General features: G+C 71.3%; 10 protein-coding genes. 1 reads left to right on the top strand and 9 read right to left on the bottom strand.

The features are described from left to right. Nucleotides 1-11 precede the first annotated feature (11 nt). Genes Q9R26_RS13515 through Q9R26_RS13490 form a run of 6 tightly spaced genes read right to left on the bottom strand, consistent with a single transcriptional unit; the run spans nt 12 to nt 7739 of the window. Entirely contained in the window at nt 12-2135 is a 2124-nt protein-coding gene (locus Q9R26_RS13515) for an alpha-galactosidase (RefSeq protein WP_311227550.1), read from the bottom strand. After that, nucleotides 2132-3025 carry an ABC transporter ATP-binding protein gene (locus Q9R26_RS13510; protein ID WP_209134843.1) on the bottom strand — a complete coding sequence of 298 codons (894 nt, stop codon included), beginning with the start codon at nt 3023-3025 and terminating at the stop codon, nt 2132-2134. Before Q9R26_RS13510 ends, Q9R26_RS13515 begins: the two co-directional genes overlap by 4 nt. Continuing rightward, a complete protein-coding gene (locus Q9R26_RS13505; RefSeq protein WP_311227549.1) occupies nt 3022-3978 on the bottom strand; it encodes an ABC transporter ATP-binding protein in 957 nt (318 codons plus the stop codon). The genes Q9R26_RS13510 and Q9R26_RS13505 overlap by 4 nt, the downstream gene beginning before the upstream one ends. Then, a complete protein-coding gene (locus Q9R26_RS13500; protein ID WP_311227548.1) occupies nt 3975-5015 on the bottom strand; it encodes an ABC transporter permease in 1041 nt (346 codons plus the stop codon). Before Q9R26_RS13500 ends, Q9R26_RS13505 begins: the two co-directional genes overlap by 4 nt. 14 nt (nt 5016-5029) lie before the next feature. Continuing rightward, the gene (locus Q9R26_RS13495) at nt 5030-6019 is read right to left on the bottom strand and encodes an ABC transporter permease (RefSeq protein WP_182066295.1); all 990 of its coding nucleotides are present in this window, start codon (nt 6017-6019) and stop codon (nt 5030-5032) included. A gap of 34 nt (nt 6020-6053) precedes the next feature. Next, nucleotides 6054-7739, bottom strand: a complete 1686-nt coding sequence (locus Q9R26_RS13490; protein ID WP_311227547.1) for an ABC transporter substrate-binding protein — start codon at nt 7737-7739, stop codon at nt 6054-6056. A gap of 116 nt (nt 7740-7855) precedes the next feature. Here Q9R26_RS13490 and Q9R26_RS13485 point away from each other — a divergent pair, with 116 nt between their 5' ends. After that, nucleotides 7856-10405: a glycosyl hydrolase 2 galactose-binding domain-containing protein gene (locus Q9R26_RS13485; protein ID WP_311227546.1), complete on the top strand. Its 2550-nt coding sequence runs from the start codon at nt 7856-7858 to the stop codon at nt 10403-10405. Between the two features lie 234 nt (nt 10406-10639). Here the strand turns inward: Q9R26_RS13485 and Q9R26_RS13480 are convergent, their stop codons facing one another. The 3 genes from Q9R26_RS13480 to Q9R26_RS13470 form a co-directional block, all read right to left on the bottom strand. Further along, nucleotides 10640-12799: an alpha-galactosidase gene (locus Q9R26_RS13480; RefSeq protein ID WP_311227545.1), complete on the bottom strand. Its 2160-nt coding sequence runs from the start codon at nt 12797-12799 to the stop codon at nt 10640-10642. Beyond that, nucleotides 12796-14811, bottom strand: coding sequence for a beta-galactosidase (locus tag Q9R26_RS13475; protein WP_311227544.1), 2016 nt, complete (start codon nt 14809-14811; stop codon nt 12796-12798). The genes Q9R26_RS13480 and Q9R26_RS13475 overlap by 4 nt, the downstream gene beginning before the upstream one ends. Nucleotides 14812-14915: 104 nt before the next feature. Next, the gene (locus tag Q9R26_RS13470; RefSeq protein ID WP_311227543.1) at nt 14916-16046 is read right to left on the bottom strand and encodes an ROK family transcriptional regulator; all 1131 of its coding nucleotides are present in this window, start codon (nt 16044-16046) and stop codon (nt 14916-14918) included. Nucleotides 16047-16116 lie beyond the last annotated feature (70 nt).

Here is a 16116-nt window from a genome sequence, read left to right as displayed (position 1 = left end):
CGCGCGCCCGCTCAGGCCCCCGCGTCCGCCTCCTGTGACCGGACGCGGAGCACCCGCGCTGTGGGGGTCGCCCCGCCGTTCGCGACCTCGAGCGAGCCCGAAGCGGCGTCCCACGCCACGGACCACGACCCGAATGCCGTCGGGAACAGCGGCTCGACGACCACCGCCTGCCCGGCGAACGCCGGCAGGGGCAACGACACCGACGCCGACGCACCGGGCAGCGACCACACCGACAGGTACAGGTCGCCCGAGGCGGCGTGCAGACCGAGTGCGATCCACGGGTCCTCCCAGGCGGGCAGCCCGAGGGGCCAGACCGGCACGGACGCCTCGACGATGTCCAGGACCTGCCGGTGCGCAACGATGGCGTCACCGACCAGTGCACGCTGCGACGACGACATCTCGTTGAGGTACCCGGACAGGTACATCCGCCCGAGCACCCCGTTCACGAGCGACAGCGCGAACAGCTCCGGGTCCATCGTCGGTGCCGGGTAGGCCCAGTTCCCCGCCTGCTCGGGCAGCATCGCGGCGGGAGCGGCGGCGGTGATCGTGGCGGACAGCACCGGGTCCTGCTGGTCCGAGGTCGACTGCATGTGCAGGCGGGACAGCATCGCCCAGTCGGCGCGCATCGCTCCCGAGGCGCAGTTCTCGATGAGCAGTGCCGGGTGCCGCTCCTGCACCGCGTCGAGCCAGTCGAGCAGCGCCCGCTGGTGGTCGAGCATCCCGGCGAACGGCCCGGTCATGGTGTTGTTGTCCATCTTGAAGAACGTCACCCCGAGCTCCCCGACGAGCCGGTCGACCACCGCGTCGAGGTGTGCGCGGGCCTCCGGCGAGCGCAGGTCGAGCAGGTGCCGCCCGTGCTCCGCGACCCGGACCCCGTGGTGCTCGACGAACGCGGACGACGGCAGGGTCGAAGCCAGCGGCGAGTGGATGCCGATGACCTCGGGTTCGAGCCAGAGACCGGCCTGCATGCCGCGCGCACGGATGTGGTCGATGACGGCCCCGAGCCCCGTCGGGAACCGCGACGCCGCTTCCTCCCACGCTCCGACAGTGTCCCACCAGTGCCCCTCGGCGTACCAGCCGGCGTCGACGCAGAACAGGTCCGCTCCGGCGTCTGCAGCGGCGTCGATCAGCGGCAGGAGCTTCTCGGTGGTCGGGTCGCCCATGAGCGTGTTCATGTAGTCGTTGAACACCAGGGGCAGGGCACGGTCGGCCTCCCGCACGTGCCGGAACGCCCGACGCTGCCGGGTGAGCACCCCGAAGGCGTCGTCGATCGACCCGGCGATCCCGACGGACACCGGCACCGAGGTGAACGGCCGCTCCGGCGTGACGACTGCGGTCCACTGGTGTTCCTGGTCGGTCGGCCCGCTCAGCAGCACGTACGCGTGCCGCCGGGTCTCGCCGAGCTCGTACAACCACGGCCCGTTGTGCTCGACCTGCCAGACGAGCGCGTACGGAGCCGACACAGCGTCCTCCGCCTGCAGCACCCCGATCGGCAACGCCTCACCGGTCGACCACGAACCGCGGTTCTGCACGACGGCGCGGCTGCGGGGCGGGTGGTGCTGGGCCTCCCGGTCGATCGCCGCGAGCCCGATCGACCGCAGCGGATCGGTCCGCCAACGGCTCTCCGCTGCCCAGTCGTTGTCGGCGTGCACGAGGGCGAGCTCGTCGACGGTGGCGTTCGAGTCGGTCAGGAACGCCCCGGTCGCGAACGACGACACGAAGTCGACGACGTGCTCACCGTGTGCGGCCGACACCTCGGTCCAGGTCTGGAACGCGGGCACGCCGGCGCGCGCCCGGAACACCGACTCGGCCTGGAGGCCCGTGGCCGCGTCCGCCTGCACGATCCGGAACCACAGGTCGGTCCCGTCGTCGTGCTCGTGGTGCGACACGGGTCGCAGTCGCGCCCCGATCGTGGAGTCGACATGCCGGAACCCGCCCGGGAACCGTCCGTGCCCGATCGTCGTCAGCTCCACGAGCGGCTGCGGGTCGTCCGGCCCATCGGCGAGCGCTCCGCCGCCGGCCGCTCCGCCGGTCGGAACGAACGACACGAGCGCCGCGGGCTGGTCCGCACCGACCCGGAACCGTGCCGCGAACCCATCGGTGACCCAGTCGACGAACGTCGACCCGTCGCTCATCGCGCCCCGACCGGTGCGGGCTCGCTCGACACCCAGTCCCCGACCGTGTGGTCGTAGCAGGTGGTGTTGTCGATCTTCGTCCGGTCGAGCGGCGGCCCCGCGGTGATCCGGCGCTCGGTGCGCTCCGGGTCGGGGGCGGCCTCGGCGAGCAGCCGGGTGTAGTCGTGGTGCGGGTCGAGGATGACGGCGTCCGACGGTCCGCGCTCGACGACCCGGCCGCGGTAGAGCACCAGGATCTCGTCGGAGAAGTGCCGCGCGGTCGCCAGGTCGTGCGTGATGTAGAGCACGGCGAGGTCGTCCTCGCGCTGCAGCCGACCGAGCAGGTTGAGCACGCTCAGGCGGATCGAGACGTCGAGCATCGACACCGGTTCGTCGGCGATGAGCACCTGGGCGCCCGGGGCGAGTGCGCGGGCGATCGCGACGCGCTGCCGCTGTCCGCCGGAGAGCTCGTGCGGCCGCCGCGATGCGAAGTCCTCGTCGAGGTTCACGCGACCGAGCAGTTCCCGCACCTTGTCGGCGGTCTCGTCGGCGCCGCGGGCCCGGTGGTGCAGCTGCAGCGGCCGGGCGATGTGGTGCTCGATCGAGTGGAACGGGTTGAGCGAGGCGAACGGGTCCTGGAACACCATCTGCACGTGCCGGCGGTACATGCTGCCCTCGACGGGGGTGCCGTCCTCGAGCCGCACGTCGATCGAGCCGCGCGTCCGGGTCTCGAGCTTGGCGAGCATCCGCGCGATGGTGGACTTGCCCGAGCCGGACTCCCCCACCAGCGCGACGGTCCGGCCGGGCAGCAGGTCGAACGACACATCGTCGACGGCCCGCAGGGTGGTGCGCTGCAGGCCCTTGCGGGTGTGGAAGTCCTTGCCGAGGTGGCTGACGGTCACACTGGTCATCGGTCCGTCTCCTGTGCTGCCTGGACCACGACGGCCCGGGTGTCGGTCTCGGGTTCGGCGCCGTCCTCGACCCCGGTGCGGATGAACGCGCCGCGGGCTCCGGACAGGCTCGGGAACGACTGCAGCAGCTTCCGCGTGTACGGGTGCTGCGGGTCGTGCTGGATCACGCTGGCGCGGTCGCACTCGACGACCTCGCCGCGGAGCATGATCGCGATCCGGTCGCTGATCTCGAGCAGCAGCGGCAGGTCGTGCGTGATGAACACGACGGCGAACCCGAGCTCGTCGCGCAGTCGGACGATCTCGCGCAGGATCTCCCGCTGCACCACGACGTCGAGCGCGGTGGTCGGCTCGTCCATGATCATGATCTGCGGTTCGAGCAGCATCGCCATCGCGATCATCACGCGCTGCCGCATGCCGCCGGACAGTTCGTGCGGGTACGCCGTGATGCGGGACGGGTCGACGCCGACGCGGCGCAGGGCGTCCTCGGCGATGGCTCGTCGTTCGCGGCGCGGCAGGCCCTTGCGGTGTTCGACGAGGGCGTCGTCGAGCTGGGCGCGGATCGTGGTGACCGGGTTGAGCGCGTTCATCGCCCCCTGGAACACCATCGACAGCTTCGACCACCGCACGGCCCGGAGCTGCTCGTGCGGCAGGCCGAGCAGGTCGACGTCGGTGCCGTCGCGGTCGTGGAACGTGATGCTGCCCGACGTGACCTTCGCCGGCGGCCGGTGCAACCGGGTGATGGCGTACGCCAGGGTCGTCTTGCCGCAGCCGGACTCCCCCGCGAGCCCGAGGATCTCGCCGGGCGCCAGGGTGAGCGAGACGTCCTTGACGGCGTGCACGGGGTGCTCGGTCTCGTAGACGACGTCGAGGTGGTCGATGGTCAGCACGGTCGGCCGGCGGCCGGCGCCCGTGGCGTCGGAGGTGACCGGTCGTGCGGTGTCGGTGGCGCTCATCGGGCGACCCCCTTCGTGTCGTGACCGGCGGTGGCGACGCGGGCCGGGCCTCCCGAGCGGGCCGCACGCTTCGCACGACGGTCGCGCCGTCGCTGCGCGCGCACGTTCGCGAGTCGCGGGTTGATGACCTCGTCGATCGAGAAGTTCACCAGGGACAGGCCCATGCCGAGCAGGGCGATGAGCAGGCCCGGCGGCACGAACCACCACCAGGCGCCGTTCGCCAGCGCGAAGCCGTTCTGGGCGTAGAAGAGCATGGTGCCGAGCGTCGACGAGTTCGACGCCCCGAGCCCGAGGAACGACAGTCCCGCCTCCCCGAGGATCGCCGCGATCACCGCGAACACGAACTGCGACGCGAGCACCGGCAGCAGGTTCGGCAGGATCTCGACGGCGATGACCCGCCAGGGCCGTTCGCCGGCGACCCGGGCGGCGGACACGTAGTCGCGGTTGCGGATCGACATCGTCTGCGCCCGCAGCACCCGGGCGGACCCGGCCCAGGAGGTGATCGCCAGGACGACCGCGATGGTCCACAGCCCGCGGGCCTCACGCGGCACCAGGCCGGAGATGACGATGACGAGCGGCAGGCCGGGGATCACGAGGAACACGTTCGAGAACAGCGAGAACGCCTCGTCCATGATCCCGCCCAGGTAGGCGCCGAGGATCCCGAAGAACGCGGACAGCACCGTGGCGAGGACGCCGACGATGAGCCCGATCTGCAGGCTGCCCCGGGTGGCGAAGGCGAGCTGGGCCAGGACGTCCTGACCGGTCTGGGTGGTGCCGAGGACGTTCGAGCCGCTCGGCCCCTGCAGCCCGGTGTCGCGGATGGTGGTCGGGTCGCCGACGAGCAGCGGTCCGATCACCCCGAACAGCGTGACGCCGGCGACGAGCGCGATGCCCGTGACGAGCCAGGGGGTGAGGGTGGGGAGGAACCGACGGATGCCGCCCTTCGACGCGCGCCGGGTGGCGATCGACGTGGTGGTGTCGGCCTCCTCGGTCAGCGCGCCGATGGTGGGCTCGGTCTCCTGCTGGATGTTGGTCATGGTCGTCTCCTCCCCTAGCTCCGGGCCCGCGTGCGCGGGTCGATCAGTCCGTACAGCAGGTCGACGACGAGGTTCGCGCCGAGGACCGCCAGGGTGATGAACAGGAAGATGCCCTGCATGAGCGCGTAGTCGTTGTTCGTCACGGCGGACAGCAGCTTCGACCCGATGCCCGGGTACGAGAACACCTGCTCGGTGACGACGGAGCCGGACACGATGAACCCGAGGGAGATCGCGAACCCGGCGACGGACGGCAGCACGGCGTTCCGGGCGGCGTAGTTCCGCAGGATCTTGCCGTCGGACAGGCCCTTCGCCTGCGCGGTGGTGATGTAGTCCTCGGACAGCGTCGACACCATCATGTTGCGCATGCCGAGCAGCCAGCCGCCGAGCGACGCGAGCACGATCGTCACCGCCGGCAGCACCCCGTACTGGACCGCCGAGACGATGAAGTCCCAGTTGAACCCGGGGGTCAGGATGACGTCGTAGCCGCCCTGCGCCGGGAACAGGTGGAGTCCGGTGGCGAAGAAGTACACCAGGATCAGCGCGAGCCAGAAGTACGGCACCGCGGCGAGCAGGGTGGTGGCCGGCACGAACGAGTCGAGCCAGGTGCCGGGCCGCCACCCGACGAAGGCCCCGAGGCCGACGCCGATGATGGCGGCCAGGATCGTGGCGATCCCGACCAGCGCGATGGTCCACGGCAGCGAGCTGCCGATCACCTCGGTCACGGGTGCCGGGAAGTAGCTGACGGACACCCCGAGGTCACCGCGGAACACGTTGACCAGGTAATGGCCGTACTGGGAGATGAGCGGCTCCGAGGAATCGCCACCGAGGAGCAGCTCGTACGCCTCCCGGGTCGCCGGGGTCACCTGCCCGCCGCGCTGCTGGAGCTTGGCGAGCAGGATGTCCACCGGGTTGCCGGGCAGGAGCCTGGGGATGATGAAGTTCAGCGTCAGGGCCGCCCACAGTGCGACGACGTAGAAGCCGATCTTGCGCAGGAAGTAGGTCATCGTCGAGTGCCCCTCGGTCGCGATCCCATCGGTGTCAGCCCTTCGCCGGCTTGAGCGCCTTGAAGATCTCGGCGTTGTCCGGGCTCGCCCAGACCGCCGGGAACGCGTACAGGTCGTCCTTCGTCGGCCAGCCGGTGAACTTCGCCGCGTGGAACTCACTCGTCGTGCCGCCGGTCATCACGGGGATGTAGGGCAGGTCCTCGACGATGTGCTCTTGGATCGTGTCGAGCTCGGGCTGGGTCGCCTCGGTGTCCTCGGGGTTGATCGTGGCGAGCTTCGCGATGGCCTTGTCCACGTCGGGGTTGCTGTACCGCGAGATGTTCATCGGGGCTGCTTCGCCGACCTTCGCGGTGTTCGCCGTCGTGAAGTAGTTGTTGTACAGGTAGTACGGGTTCGCCGTCGGGCCCTGGCCGAGCGAGTCGATCGCGAGTTCGAAGTTGCCCTTGGTCTTCTTGTCGGTCCACTCGTTCCACGACGACTGCTGCGCCTTGAGCTCGATGCCCGCAGCCTTGAGCTGCTGCGTCATCGTGTCGATCGCGGTGATGTAGTCGGTCCACCCGGTGACGACCTCGACCGTCAGGGACAGCTTCTTGCCGTCCTTGGCGTAGATGCCGTCCGAGCCCTTCTTCCAACCGGCGTCCTCGAGCGTCGAGGCGGCCGCGTCGGTGTCGGCGGTCTCCGGCATCACGGCCGGTTCGATGTCCTTCGAGATGGTGTCCTTCTGCGTCGTGGTGAGCGCGAAGGTCGGCGAGATCTCGCTCGCCGTGTTCTCGAACGCCAGCGAGTTGAGCTGCTTGCGGTTGATGGCGTCGGCGATCGCGTGGCGGACGGCCGGGTCGGTCTGCGGGCCGGCGCAGCCCAGGTCGGTGTTCGCGCAGGTGAGCAGGGCCATCTGGTTCTGGCCGACGGTGATGCCGTCGTAGCCGTTGTAGTTGGCGGGGATGTCGTCCATGTTCGGCACCGGGCCGGTCTGCCAGTCGATCGACCCCTGCTTCAGTGCGTCGGCGCCGGCGGTGTTGCCGGAGAGCGACAGGTAGCGGATGGTCTTCACGGCCGGGGCGCCGTCCCAGTACTTCTTGTTCGCCTCGAGGGTGAACGCCTGCGCCTTGAAGGTGCCGAGCGTGTACGGGCCGGTGCCGACGGGCTCGCGCACGACGTCGGTGGTCGGGTCGATGTCCTTCCACAGGTGCTCGGGCACGATCCAGGTCTTGCCGAGCAGGTTCGGGCCGAGCACGAACGACGGCTTGTCGAACGAGACGACCACCTTGTCGTCGCCGTCGGCCTTCGCGGTGCCGTCGTAGCCGATCGAGTTCAGGGCCTTCTGCTTCTTGAGCATGTCGAGCGTGAACACGACGTCCTTCGAGGTGAAGGGCTCGCCGTCGTTCCAGGTGGCTCCGTCGCGCAGCGTGATGGTGAGCTGCGTGCCGTCGTCGTTCCACTCGTAGGACTTGCCGAGCAGCGGCTTCGGGTCCTCCGTGTTGACGTTGGTGATGAAGAAGAGCGACTCGTAGATCGTGCCGACACCGCCGATGTTGGACGGCGACCACGGGTTGAAGTTGATCTGGTAGTCGCCGGACTGGCCGGTGTACGCCACCAGCGTCGAGGCAGCGGCGTCGTTCGTGCTGGCGGTGCCGCTGGAGCTGCAGCCGCTGAGCGCGAGGCCGGCTGCGAGGAGAACGGCGCCGCCGATGGCGAGCCGTGAACGGGTTGGGTTGAACATCGTTGTCCTCTCGGTCTGCGTCGTCGCAGGGTCCACGTTGTGAGCGTGATTGTTACACGCGTAAACTAAGGCGGTCAAGGGGTCGGGTCACGGCCCCGTAACGATGAGGAGACGCAATGGAGCGGACCACCCTGGACGGCACGTGGACCCTCGAGGCGGTGACCGGGCCCGAGCAGTCGGCGGAGCACCGCGAACCGATCGCGGCGCAGGTCCCCGGCTGCGTGCACACCGACCTGCTGCGGGCCGGCCGGATCCCCGACCCGTTCGACGGCGACGGCGAGGCCGCCACCCAGTGGATCGGCGACACCGTCTGGCGCTACCGCCGCACCTTCGAGTGGACCGCGCCGGACGAGACCCGCCACGACCTCGTCGCCGAGGGCCTCGACACCCTCGCCACGATCGAGCTCAACGGCATCGTCGTCGCGACCACCGCCAACCAGCACCGCTCGTACCGGTTCCCCGTCGGGCACCTGCTCCGACCGGGCACGAACGAGCTCGTCGTCACGTTCGACGCGCCCGTCCCCGCCGCCGAGCGTCTGTCCGCACTGCACGGCGGCGAGCTGCCCCACGTCAACCACCACCCCTACAACGCGCTCCGCAAGAACGCGTCGAACTTCGGGTGGGACTGGGGCGTCGACGTCGCCACGAGCGGCATCTGGAAGTCGATCGGCATCGAGTCCTGGAGCGGCGTCCGCATCGCGTCCGTCCGTCCGCTCGTCGACCTCGACGACACGACCGGTGTGCTGACGGCCCACGTCGACGTCGAGCACGCCGGCTCCACCGGTTCCTTCTCGCAGGCGATCGGCAGCGCGCCCGTCGCGTCCGCGGACGGTTCCGCGGGCACCGGCCTGGAGGCCCGGATCACCCTGACCGCGCACCCCGCGTCCGCAGGGGATGCGGCTTCCGACACCGCCGGTCGGGTGGTCGGCGCACGCCCCGTCGTCGACGGTGCCGCGACCGTGCGCCTCGAGGTCCCCGACGTCGCCGTCTGGTGGCCCCGCGGCGAGGGTGACCAGCCGCTGTACGACGTCCGGGTCGAGGTCGGCGACGACGTGTGGGCCGGCCGTGTGGGCTTCCGCACGGTCACGCTCGACACCGCCGCCGACGCCGGCGGGGCGCCGTTCCTGCTCCGCGTCAACGGCTGTCCGGTCATGGTCCGCGGGGCGAACTGGATCCCCGACCACGCCTACCTGACCGAGATGACACCCGAGCGGTACGCGGACCGGATCCAGGACGCGATCGACGCGAACGTGAACCTGCTCCGCATCTGGGGCGGCGGGATCTACGAGTCCGACGACCTGTACGACCGGTGCGACGAGCTCGGCGTCCTGGTGTGGCAGGACTTCCTGTTCGCCTGTGCCGCGTACGCCGAGGAGCCCTGGCTCGCCGACGAGGTCGAGCCCGAGGTCCGCGAGGCCGTCACCCGCCTCAGCCCGCACCCGTCGCTCGTGGTGTGGAACGGCAACAACGAGAACCTCGTCGCCTACGCCGAGTGGGGCTGGCGGCCGTCGCTCGTCGGCCGGACCTGGGGCAACGGCTACTACCGTTCCCTGCTGCCGTCGGTCGTCGCCGAGCTCGACCCGACCCGGCCGTACACGGCGGGCAGCCCGTTCTCGTTCGACGAGTACCTGACGCCGAACGACCAGCGGAACGGCAGCGTGCACATCTGGGACGTCTGGAACCGGCTCGACTACCGTGCCTACGCCGACTGGGAGCCGCGGTTCGTCGCCGAGTTCGGGTTCCAGGGTCCTCCGGCGTGGTCGACCCTGACCGCGGTGGTGCACGACGAGCCCCTCGACCCGGACGGCCACGAGATGCTCGTGCACCAGAAGGCCGACCAGGGCAACCGGAAGCTCGCCGACGGCATGCGCGGGCACCTGCCCGAGCCGACCTCCATCGAGGACTGGCACTTCGCCGCGCAGCTCAACCAGGCGCACGCGATCCGCTTCGGCATGGAGTGGTTCCGCTCCCGCACGCCCGACAACACCGGCATGGTCGTCTGGCAGCTCAACGACGACTGGCCCGTGGTGTCGTGGGCCCTCGTCGACCACGCCGGCATCCGGAAGCCCGTCTGGTACGCCGTCCGGCAGGCCTACCAGCCCGTGCTGCTCACCGTGCAGCCGTCGTCCGGCGGCCAGGGTGGCGACGGCGACGGAGGTCTCGACGTCGTCCTCGTCAACGCGTCCGGTTCGTCGGTCGCCGGCGAGGTCACGGTCTCCCGCGTCGCCTTCGACGGCACCGTGCTCGAGTCGTCGTCGTTCACGCTCGCAGCAGCCCCCGCCGATGCCGACCGGACGCAGCTGCCGTCGTCGCTCGCCGTGCCCGGGGACCCCGGTTCCGAGGTCCTCGTCGTCACCGGAGCCGGCACCCGCACCGTGCACGACTTCGCCGAGGTCGTCGACCAGGCACTCGAGCCCTCGCCCCTGTCCTCGGTCGTGTCGGCGACGGACGACGGCGCGACGGTCACCGTCACGGCGACGGCGTACGCGCGGGACGTCTCGCTGTTCCCCGACCGCGTCGATGCGGCCGCCCGCGTCGACGACGGCCTGGTGTCCCTGCTCCCCGGCGAGTCGGTGACCTTCACGGTGACGGGTGCGCCGGGCATCGCTGCACAGGAGCTCGTTCACCCGCTCGTCCTCCGCCACGCGGGTTCGCTCCTGCCCTGACCGGGGTGCCCCCTGGGGGCGGGGACGGCGACGTCCCCTCGAGCCGCTGACGGTTCCGGTTCACGATCCCCCGGGTTCGCGAACCGGAACCGTCACCCGGTGCCCATCCCCTCGCCCCGCTCCCACGAACGGGCGGAACACCGGGGTCGGCAACCAGCGCCACCCCGGCATCCCGCCCGCTCGCCCCGGACAGCAGCGGACCGCGCACGGCCGGCCGCGCTCGGTCGAACGTGCTCAGTCGATCGCGCGGAGCTCCAGAACGATCGCGGTCGCGGGTGCGAGCAGTGGCAGCCGGGCGCCGACGTCCTCGAACACGGCGCCGGTCAGTTCCAGGTGTCCGCGCACGAGCCACTCCGGCGGCACCATGTCGAGCCCGCGCGGGACAGCGAGCCCGGACACCGGGGCGAGCCGGTAGCGCCGCGACCGGTCGAGTCCGCGCACCCGGAGCGGCACCGGCAACGACCTCGGCCCGGTCTCCGTCCGCGCCACCCGCACCAGCGCCCGCGATCGGTCCGCGGCCACCACCGATGTGGCCACCGTCCCCGGGTCCCCGAGGTCCAGGTGCCGCAGCCGCCCGGAGTGCAGCAGCCCGCGCTCCCGTCGGTACAGCGCCGTCCAGGCCCGGAGCCGGTCGAGCTCCTCGGGCGACAGCTTCGTGATGTCGGTCTCGATGCCGGCCGAGCAGAACAGCGACACCGCCATCCGGAAGTCCAGGTCGAGGTGCCGGCCCGTGGTGTGCGAGATCTCCGGCCCGACGTGCGAGCCGATCAGCTCCAGCGGGAGCAGCGCCTCGGTCCACCGCTGGATCGGCAGTCGCTCGAAGGCGTCGTTCGAGTCCGACGGCCACACCCGGTCGGTGCGCTCGAGCACGCCGAGGTCGATCCGGGCACCGCCGCTCGCGCACGCCTCGATCTCCAGCCACGGGTGCCGCGCACGCAGCTCGTCCATCAACGCGTACACGCCGCGGGTGTGCGCGTCGATGCCGGCGCGTCCCGCGTGCACCGCGTGCACGATGTCCCGGTTCTGGTCCCACTTCACGAAGTCGACGTGGTGCGCACCGATCACCCGGGACATGCTCTCGAGCACGTGGTGCCGGGCGAGCGGGTTCGCCATGTCGAGCACGTACTGGTTCCGCCACGTCCGCACGTCGTCCTCGGGGCGCTGCAGCATCCACTCCGGGTGCGCCGCGGCCAGCTCGGACACGGGGCTGACCATCTCGGGCTCGAACCACAGGCCGAACTCCATGCCGAGCGCACGCACCCGGTCGACGAGCGGTGCCAGCCCGTCCGGCCACACCGACGGATCGACGCGCCAATCCCCGAGCGAGGTCGAGTCCGACCGCCGGCCGAGGAACCACCCGTCGTCGAGCACGAACCGCTCGACCCCGATGTCCGCCGCCGTCTCCGCCAGGGCGACCAGCGGTTCGAGCTCCTGCCGGTAGTAGACGGCCTCCCACGTGTTGAGCACCACGGGCCGGGGTCGTCGCGGATGCCCCGGGCGGCTGCGCAACGAGTCGTGCAGGCGGTCGGACAGCCCGTCGATCCCGGTGTCGCTCCACACGAACACGGCGTCGGGAGCGGCGAACGAGTCCCCCTCGCCGAGCACGACCTCGCCCGCACGCAGCAGTTCTCCGGCGCCGAGCAACGGCCGTGCCTCGGCGAGCTGGTCGTACCGGTACACGGAGTCCGCGCTCCAGGCCAGGTGCACCGCCCACAGCTCGCCCTCGGCGTCCGAGAACCCGGGCGTCCCGAGCACGAGCAACGTCGGCGAATCGTGGCCGGTCCGCCCGCGACGGCTCTCCCGTGCGTGGCTCCCGGCCGTCGCGGTGCGGCGCTGCGGGGTGCGCTCACGGGTCCACCGTCCGCCCAGGTCGAGCACCTCGGTGATCCGCTCCCCCACGGGCAGCGTCGCCTCGAGTGCCTGCACGTGCACGGGCTCGGCGTGCGTGTTCGTCACCGTGTGCCGCACCCGCAGCACCCCCGCGGTGTCGAGCGCGAACTCACTCCGGAGCGCCAACGAGTCGGACTCGGCGGTCACGACGATCCGCCCGTCGTCACCGATCACCACCACCTCACGCCACCGCGGCACGAGCGGCATCCCGTCCACGTGCCCGGCGATCCCCGGCCGACCCTCCCACCCGTCGCGCTCGGTCGGCAGCACCGTGAGCGGCCACCGCGCGTCCAGCGCACTCGGTCCGAGCGGCCGACCGAGTGCGAGCAGCAGATCGGCCGTATCGTCCGGTGCGACGGGCCCGACGTCCCGACCCCAGTGCAGCACCTCGGGCAGCCCGTCCGCCGCGGACGCCAGCACCAGCGACACCCCGGCAGACCGCAGCACGTGCACCGCTCGATCGCGCGCAGCGACGGCTGTCGGCTCGGGCTCCACGACGGTCACGAGACCCGCTCCTCGCGCAGCACGCGGACGCGTCCGGCCGGCACGACGGTGTCCGGCCCGTGGCCGGACCCGTCGAGCAGGTCCGTCCCGGACGCGACGACCGTGACGTCGTCAGCGCGGTGGTTGACGAGGAACAGGAAGGCGGAGCCGTCGTCGCCGACGCGACGCACCGCCTCCAGGCCGGGAGGCCCGGTGACCGTCCGCAGGATCCCCCGCTCCGCGATCACCCCGTCCACGAGCCGTTGGATGCTGTCGTCCGCGAGCATCGCGGACACGTACCAGGCGCCGCCGCCGACGGCGCGGCGCGTGACGGCGGGCCGGCCCGCGAGCGGACCGTCGGTGTACCGGAGCACGGACTCGGCGTCCTCGAGCACGACCGCCTCGGCCCAGTCGCTCACCACCTCGCCGTCGTCCAGTGCCCAGCGTTCGTCGCGCTGCAGCGGGGTGAACTCCTCGCTCCAGGCGCCGAGCACCCCGCGGAACGCTCCCGGGTACCCGCCGGTGCGGATGCGTGCGGTCTCGTCGGCGACGCCGGACAGGTAGGTGACGATCAGGGTGGCGCCGCGGTCCACCACGGCGGAGAGCCGGGCGGCGGTCGCGTCGTCGACGATGAGCATCGTCGGCACGACGACCACGTCGTACCCGTCCAGGTCGGCGTCGGCGGGGACCACGTCGGTGAGCACCTGCCGGTCGTGGAACGCACGGTGCCAGGCGCGGAGCTCCCGGCCGTAGCGCAGGCCCCGGTGCGGCTTGAGCCCCGACTGCACTGCCCAGCCGGAGGCCTCGTCCACGACGATCGCGACCCGGGCCGGCTCCACGCGGGTGCCCTGCACGGGGGCGAGGTCCTGCAGCGCACGGCCGAGGGCGAGCACCTCGCGCCAGATGCGTGTGCGGGTGCCGGCGTGCGGGAGCATCGCGGAGTGGAACTGCTCCGCGCCCGCGGTGGAGGCCCGCCACTGGAAGAACAGCGCCCCGTCGGACCCGTGGGCGACGTGCGCCAGGGCGTTCCGGACGAGTTCGGCCGGTTCCTTGGCCCGGTTGCGCTGCTGCCAGCTCGGCCCACCCGTCGAGTGCTCCATCAGCAGCCAGGGACGGCGGTCCGCCGACATCCCGCGCATCCGGTCACCGGCCAGCGCGAGGTCCTGCTCGCGGCGCGCGTCGTCGACGAGCGTGTAGTGGTCGTTCGCGACGATCGCCACGTGCTTCGCCCACCCGGCGTACTCGACGACCTGCGACCCGGCGCCCACCATGAAGTTCGTCGTGATCGGCACGTCCGAGTGCCGCTCGATCACGGCCTTCTCGGCGTCGAACTGACGGAGCAGGGCGTCGGAGGAGTACCGCTCGAAGTCCAGCGCGAGCCCGGGGTTCGGCGCCCCGCCCACACCCCGTGGCGGCGAGACCTCGTCGAACGAGGTGTACGTGTGTCCCCAGAAGGCCGTGCCCCAGGCAGCGTTCGCGGACTCGACGTCGCCGTACTTGGCGACGAGCCAGTGCCGGAAGTCCGCTGCCGACTCCTCGCAGTAGCACCGGCCGTTGCCGCCACCGAGCTCGTTGCTGACGTGCCAGAGCCGCACCGCAGGGTGTCGCCCGTACCGCTCGGCCAGCGCGTCGACCATGCGGAGCGCGTGCTCCCGGAACAGCGCGGAGGCCGGGCACCACCCGAGTCGTCCGCCTGGTCGTTCCCGCCGCTCCGTCGCGTCCAGGGGCAGGATCTCCGGATGTGCGGTCAGCAGCCAGTTCGGCGGGGCAGCGGTCGGCGTCGCGAGGTCCACCGCGATGCCGTACTCGTGCAGCAGCGCGAGGACGTCGTCCAGCCACCCCCACGTGAAGTCCCCCGGCGACCGCTCGAGCAATGCCCACGAGAACACCCCGACGGTGACCAGGTTCACCCCGGCCTCGCGCATCAGTCGGACGTCCTCGAGCCAGGTCTCCCGGGGCCACTGTTCGGGGCTGTAGTCGCCGCCGAACGACAGGCCGTCGGTCGGCCACGGGACGGTGGGGGCAACGGTCACGGCATCTCCTTCGATGGTGTGGACCGCTCAAGCCTCCCGTCTGCGGTAGCGTTTGTCAACGTGTGCAACTAAGGCGTCGACACCTCTGCTGTTCCGGCGACGGACTACTCCCCCAGCAGCCGGCGGATGGCGAGCACCGCTCCGGCGCGTGCCCACTCCGAGAACTCGAACGGCTGCACCTCCACCGTGACCGGCTCGGTGTACGGCGCCAGTGCTGCTCGCATCGACTCGTCGACGGTCGCCCGCGCCAGGTCGTACACGGGCAGCCCGTCGCCCGTCAGCACGATCGCCGAGGGGTCCGCGATGTGCACTGCCGTAGCGAGCAGCACCCCGAGGGCGCGGCCGGCATCCTCGAACGCAGCGAGCGCTCCCTCGTCACCGTCCCGGGCGAGTTCGAGCACCTGGTCGTAGGTCTTCCCCTCGTGGCCGGCGTTCCGCACGATCACCGGACTCGGCAGGTAGCTCGACGCGCACCCGGCGTGACCGAGGCCACAGTCCGGCCCGCCGCCGAGGACCGGCAGGTGCCCGATGCGCCCCAGTCGCCCGTGCTCCCCGGTGGAGACCTGCCCGTTCGCGATGAGCCCGAGACCGAGGCCCTCACCGACCGTCACGAGCACCATCGACCCCCGACCGGCACCTGCACCGAACCAGTGCTCCTTCGCCGTCAGCGCATGGACGTCGTTCGCCGTGAACGTGGCGATGCCGGTCCGTTCCTCGAGCATCCGGGCGAAGGGCACCTCGTGCCACCCGAGGAACACCGACGCCGCGACGACGGACTCCCCCGCGCGGACGATCACGTCACCGGGCAGCGAGACACCGATCGCGCAAATGGCCGGATGCGCATCCCGGAGTCGCTCGAGCACGGCCGTGATCTGCTCCGCCAGCGAATCGGCGGCGGTGTCGTCGATCACTTCCTCGTGCAGCGCGAGGACCCGTCCGCCCAGGTCCGTGACCGCGGCGTACAGGCGGTCCTTCGTGAGCTTGACACCGAGGAACTCCCACTGCCCGCTGCTCACCTGCAGGAGCTCCGACGGGCGGCCGGTGGCGCCTCGCACGTCGGTCCCCACCTCGACCACGAGCCGCTGTGACACGAGGACGCGCATGGCCCGGGTGAGGCTCGCGCGCGAGAGCCCGAGTGACCGGGCGATCTCCGCACGGGAGAGCACCCCGTGGATGAGGATCTCCCGCAGCGCCAGGCGGGAGCCGTCGGGCAGGGCCGGCCAGGCTTCGGTCATCGTTCCTCCGTCGTCGGCTGATCCTACGGCCTGACCAGACCCCTTCGACAAGGACCCCGAACGGGCCGTA

Source organism: Curtobacterium sp. BRB10 (genome assembly GCF_031844325.1).
In the GTDB taxonomy this organism is placed as follows: Bacteria; Actinomycetota; Actinomycetes; order Actinomycetales; family Microbacteriaceae; genus Curtobacterium; species Curtobacterium poinsettiae_A.
The sequence above is the reverse complement of the archived record's forward strand: the minus strand, read 5'-3'. Positions and strand labels throughout refer to the sequence as shown.

What these genes read in the sequence shown, in the direction of transcription:
- Q9R26_RS13515 (WP_311227550.1), bottom strand. Translation starts at nt 2,135, where the DNA reads ATGAGCGACGGGTCGACGTTCGTCGACTGGGTCACCGATGGGTTCGCG.
- Q9R26_RS13470 (WP_311227543.1), bottom strand. Translation starts at nt 16,046, where the DNA reads ATGACCGAAGCCTGGCCGGCCCTGCCCGACGGCTCCCGCCTGGCGCTG.
- Q9R26_RS13495 (WP_182066295.1), bottom strand. Translation starts at nt 6,019, where the DNA reads ATGACCTACTTCCTGCGCAAGATCGGCTTCTACGTCGTCGCACTGTGG.
- Q9R26_RS13490 (WP_311227547.1), bottom strand. Translation starts at nt 7,739, where the DNA reads ATGTTCAACCCAACCCGTTCACGGCTCGCCATCGGCGGCGCCGTTCTC.
- Q9R26_RS13510 (WP_209134843.1), bottom strand. Translation starts at nt 3,025, where the DNA reads ATGACCAGTGTGACCGTCAGCCACCTCGGCAAGGACTTCCACACCCGC.
- Q9R26_RS13500 (WP_311227548.1), bottom strand. Translation starts at nt 5,015, where the DNA reads ATGACCAACATCCAGCAGGAGACCGAGCCCACCATCGGCGCGCTGACC.
- Q9R26_RS13485 (WP_311227546.1), top strand. Translation starts at nt 7,856, where the DNA reads ATGGAGCGGACCACCCTGGACGGCACGTGGACCCTCGAGGCGGTGACC.
- Q9R26_RS13505 (WP_311227549.1), bottom strand. Translation starts at nt 3,978, where the DNA reads ATGAGCGCCACCGACACCGCACGACCGGTCACCTCCGACGCCACGGGC.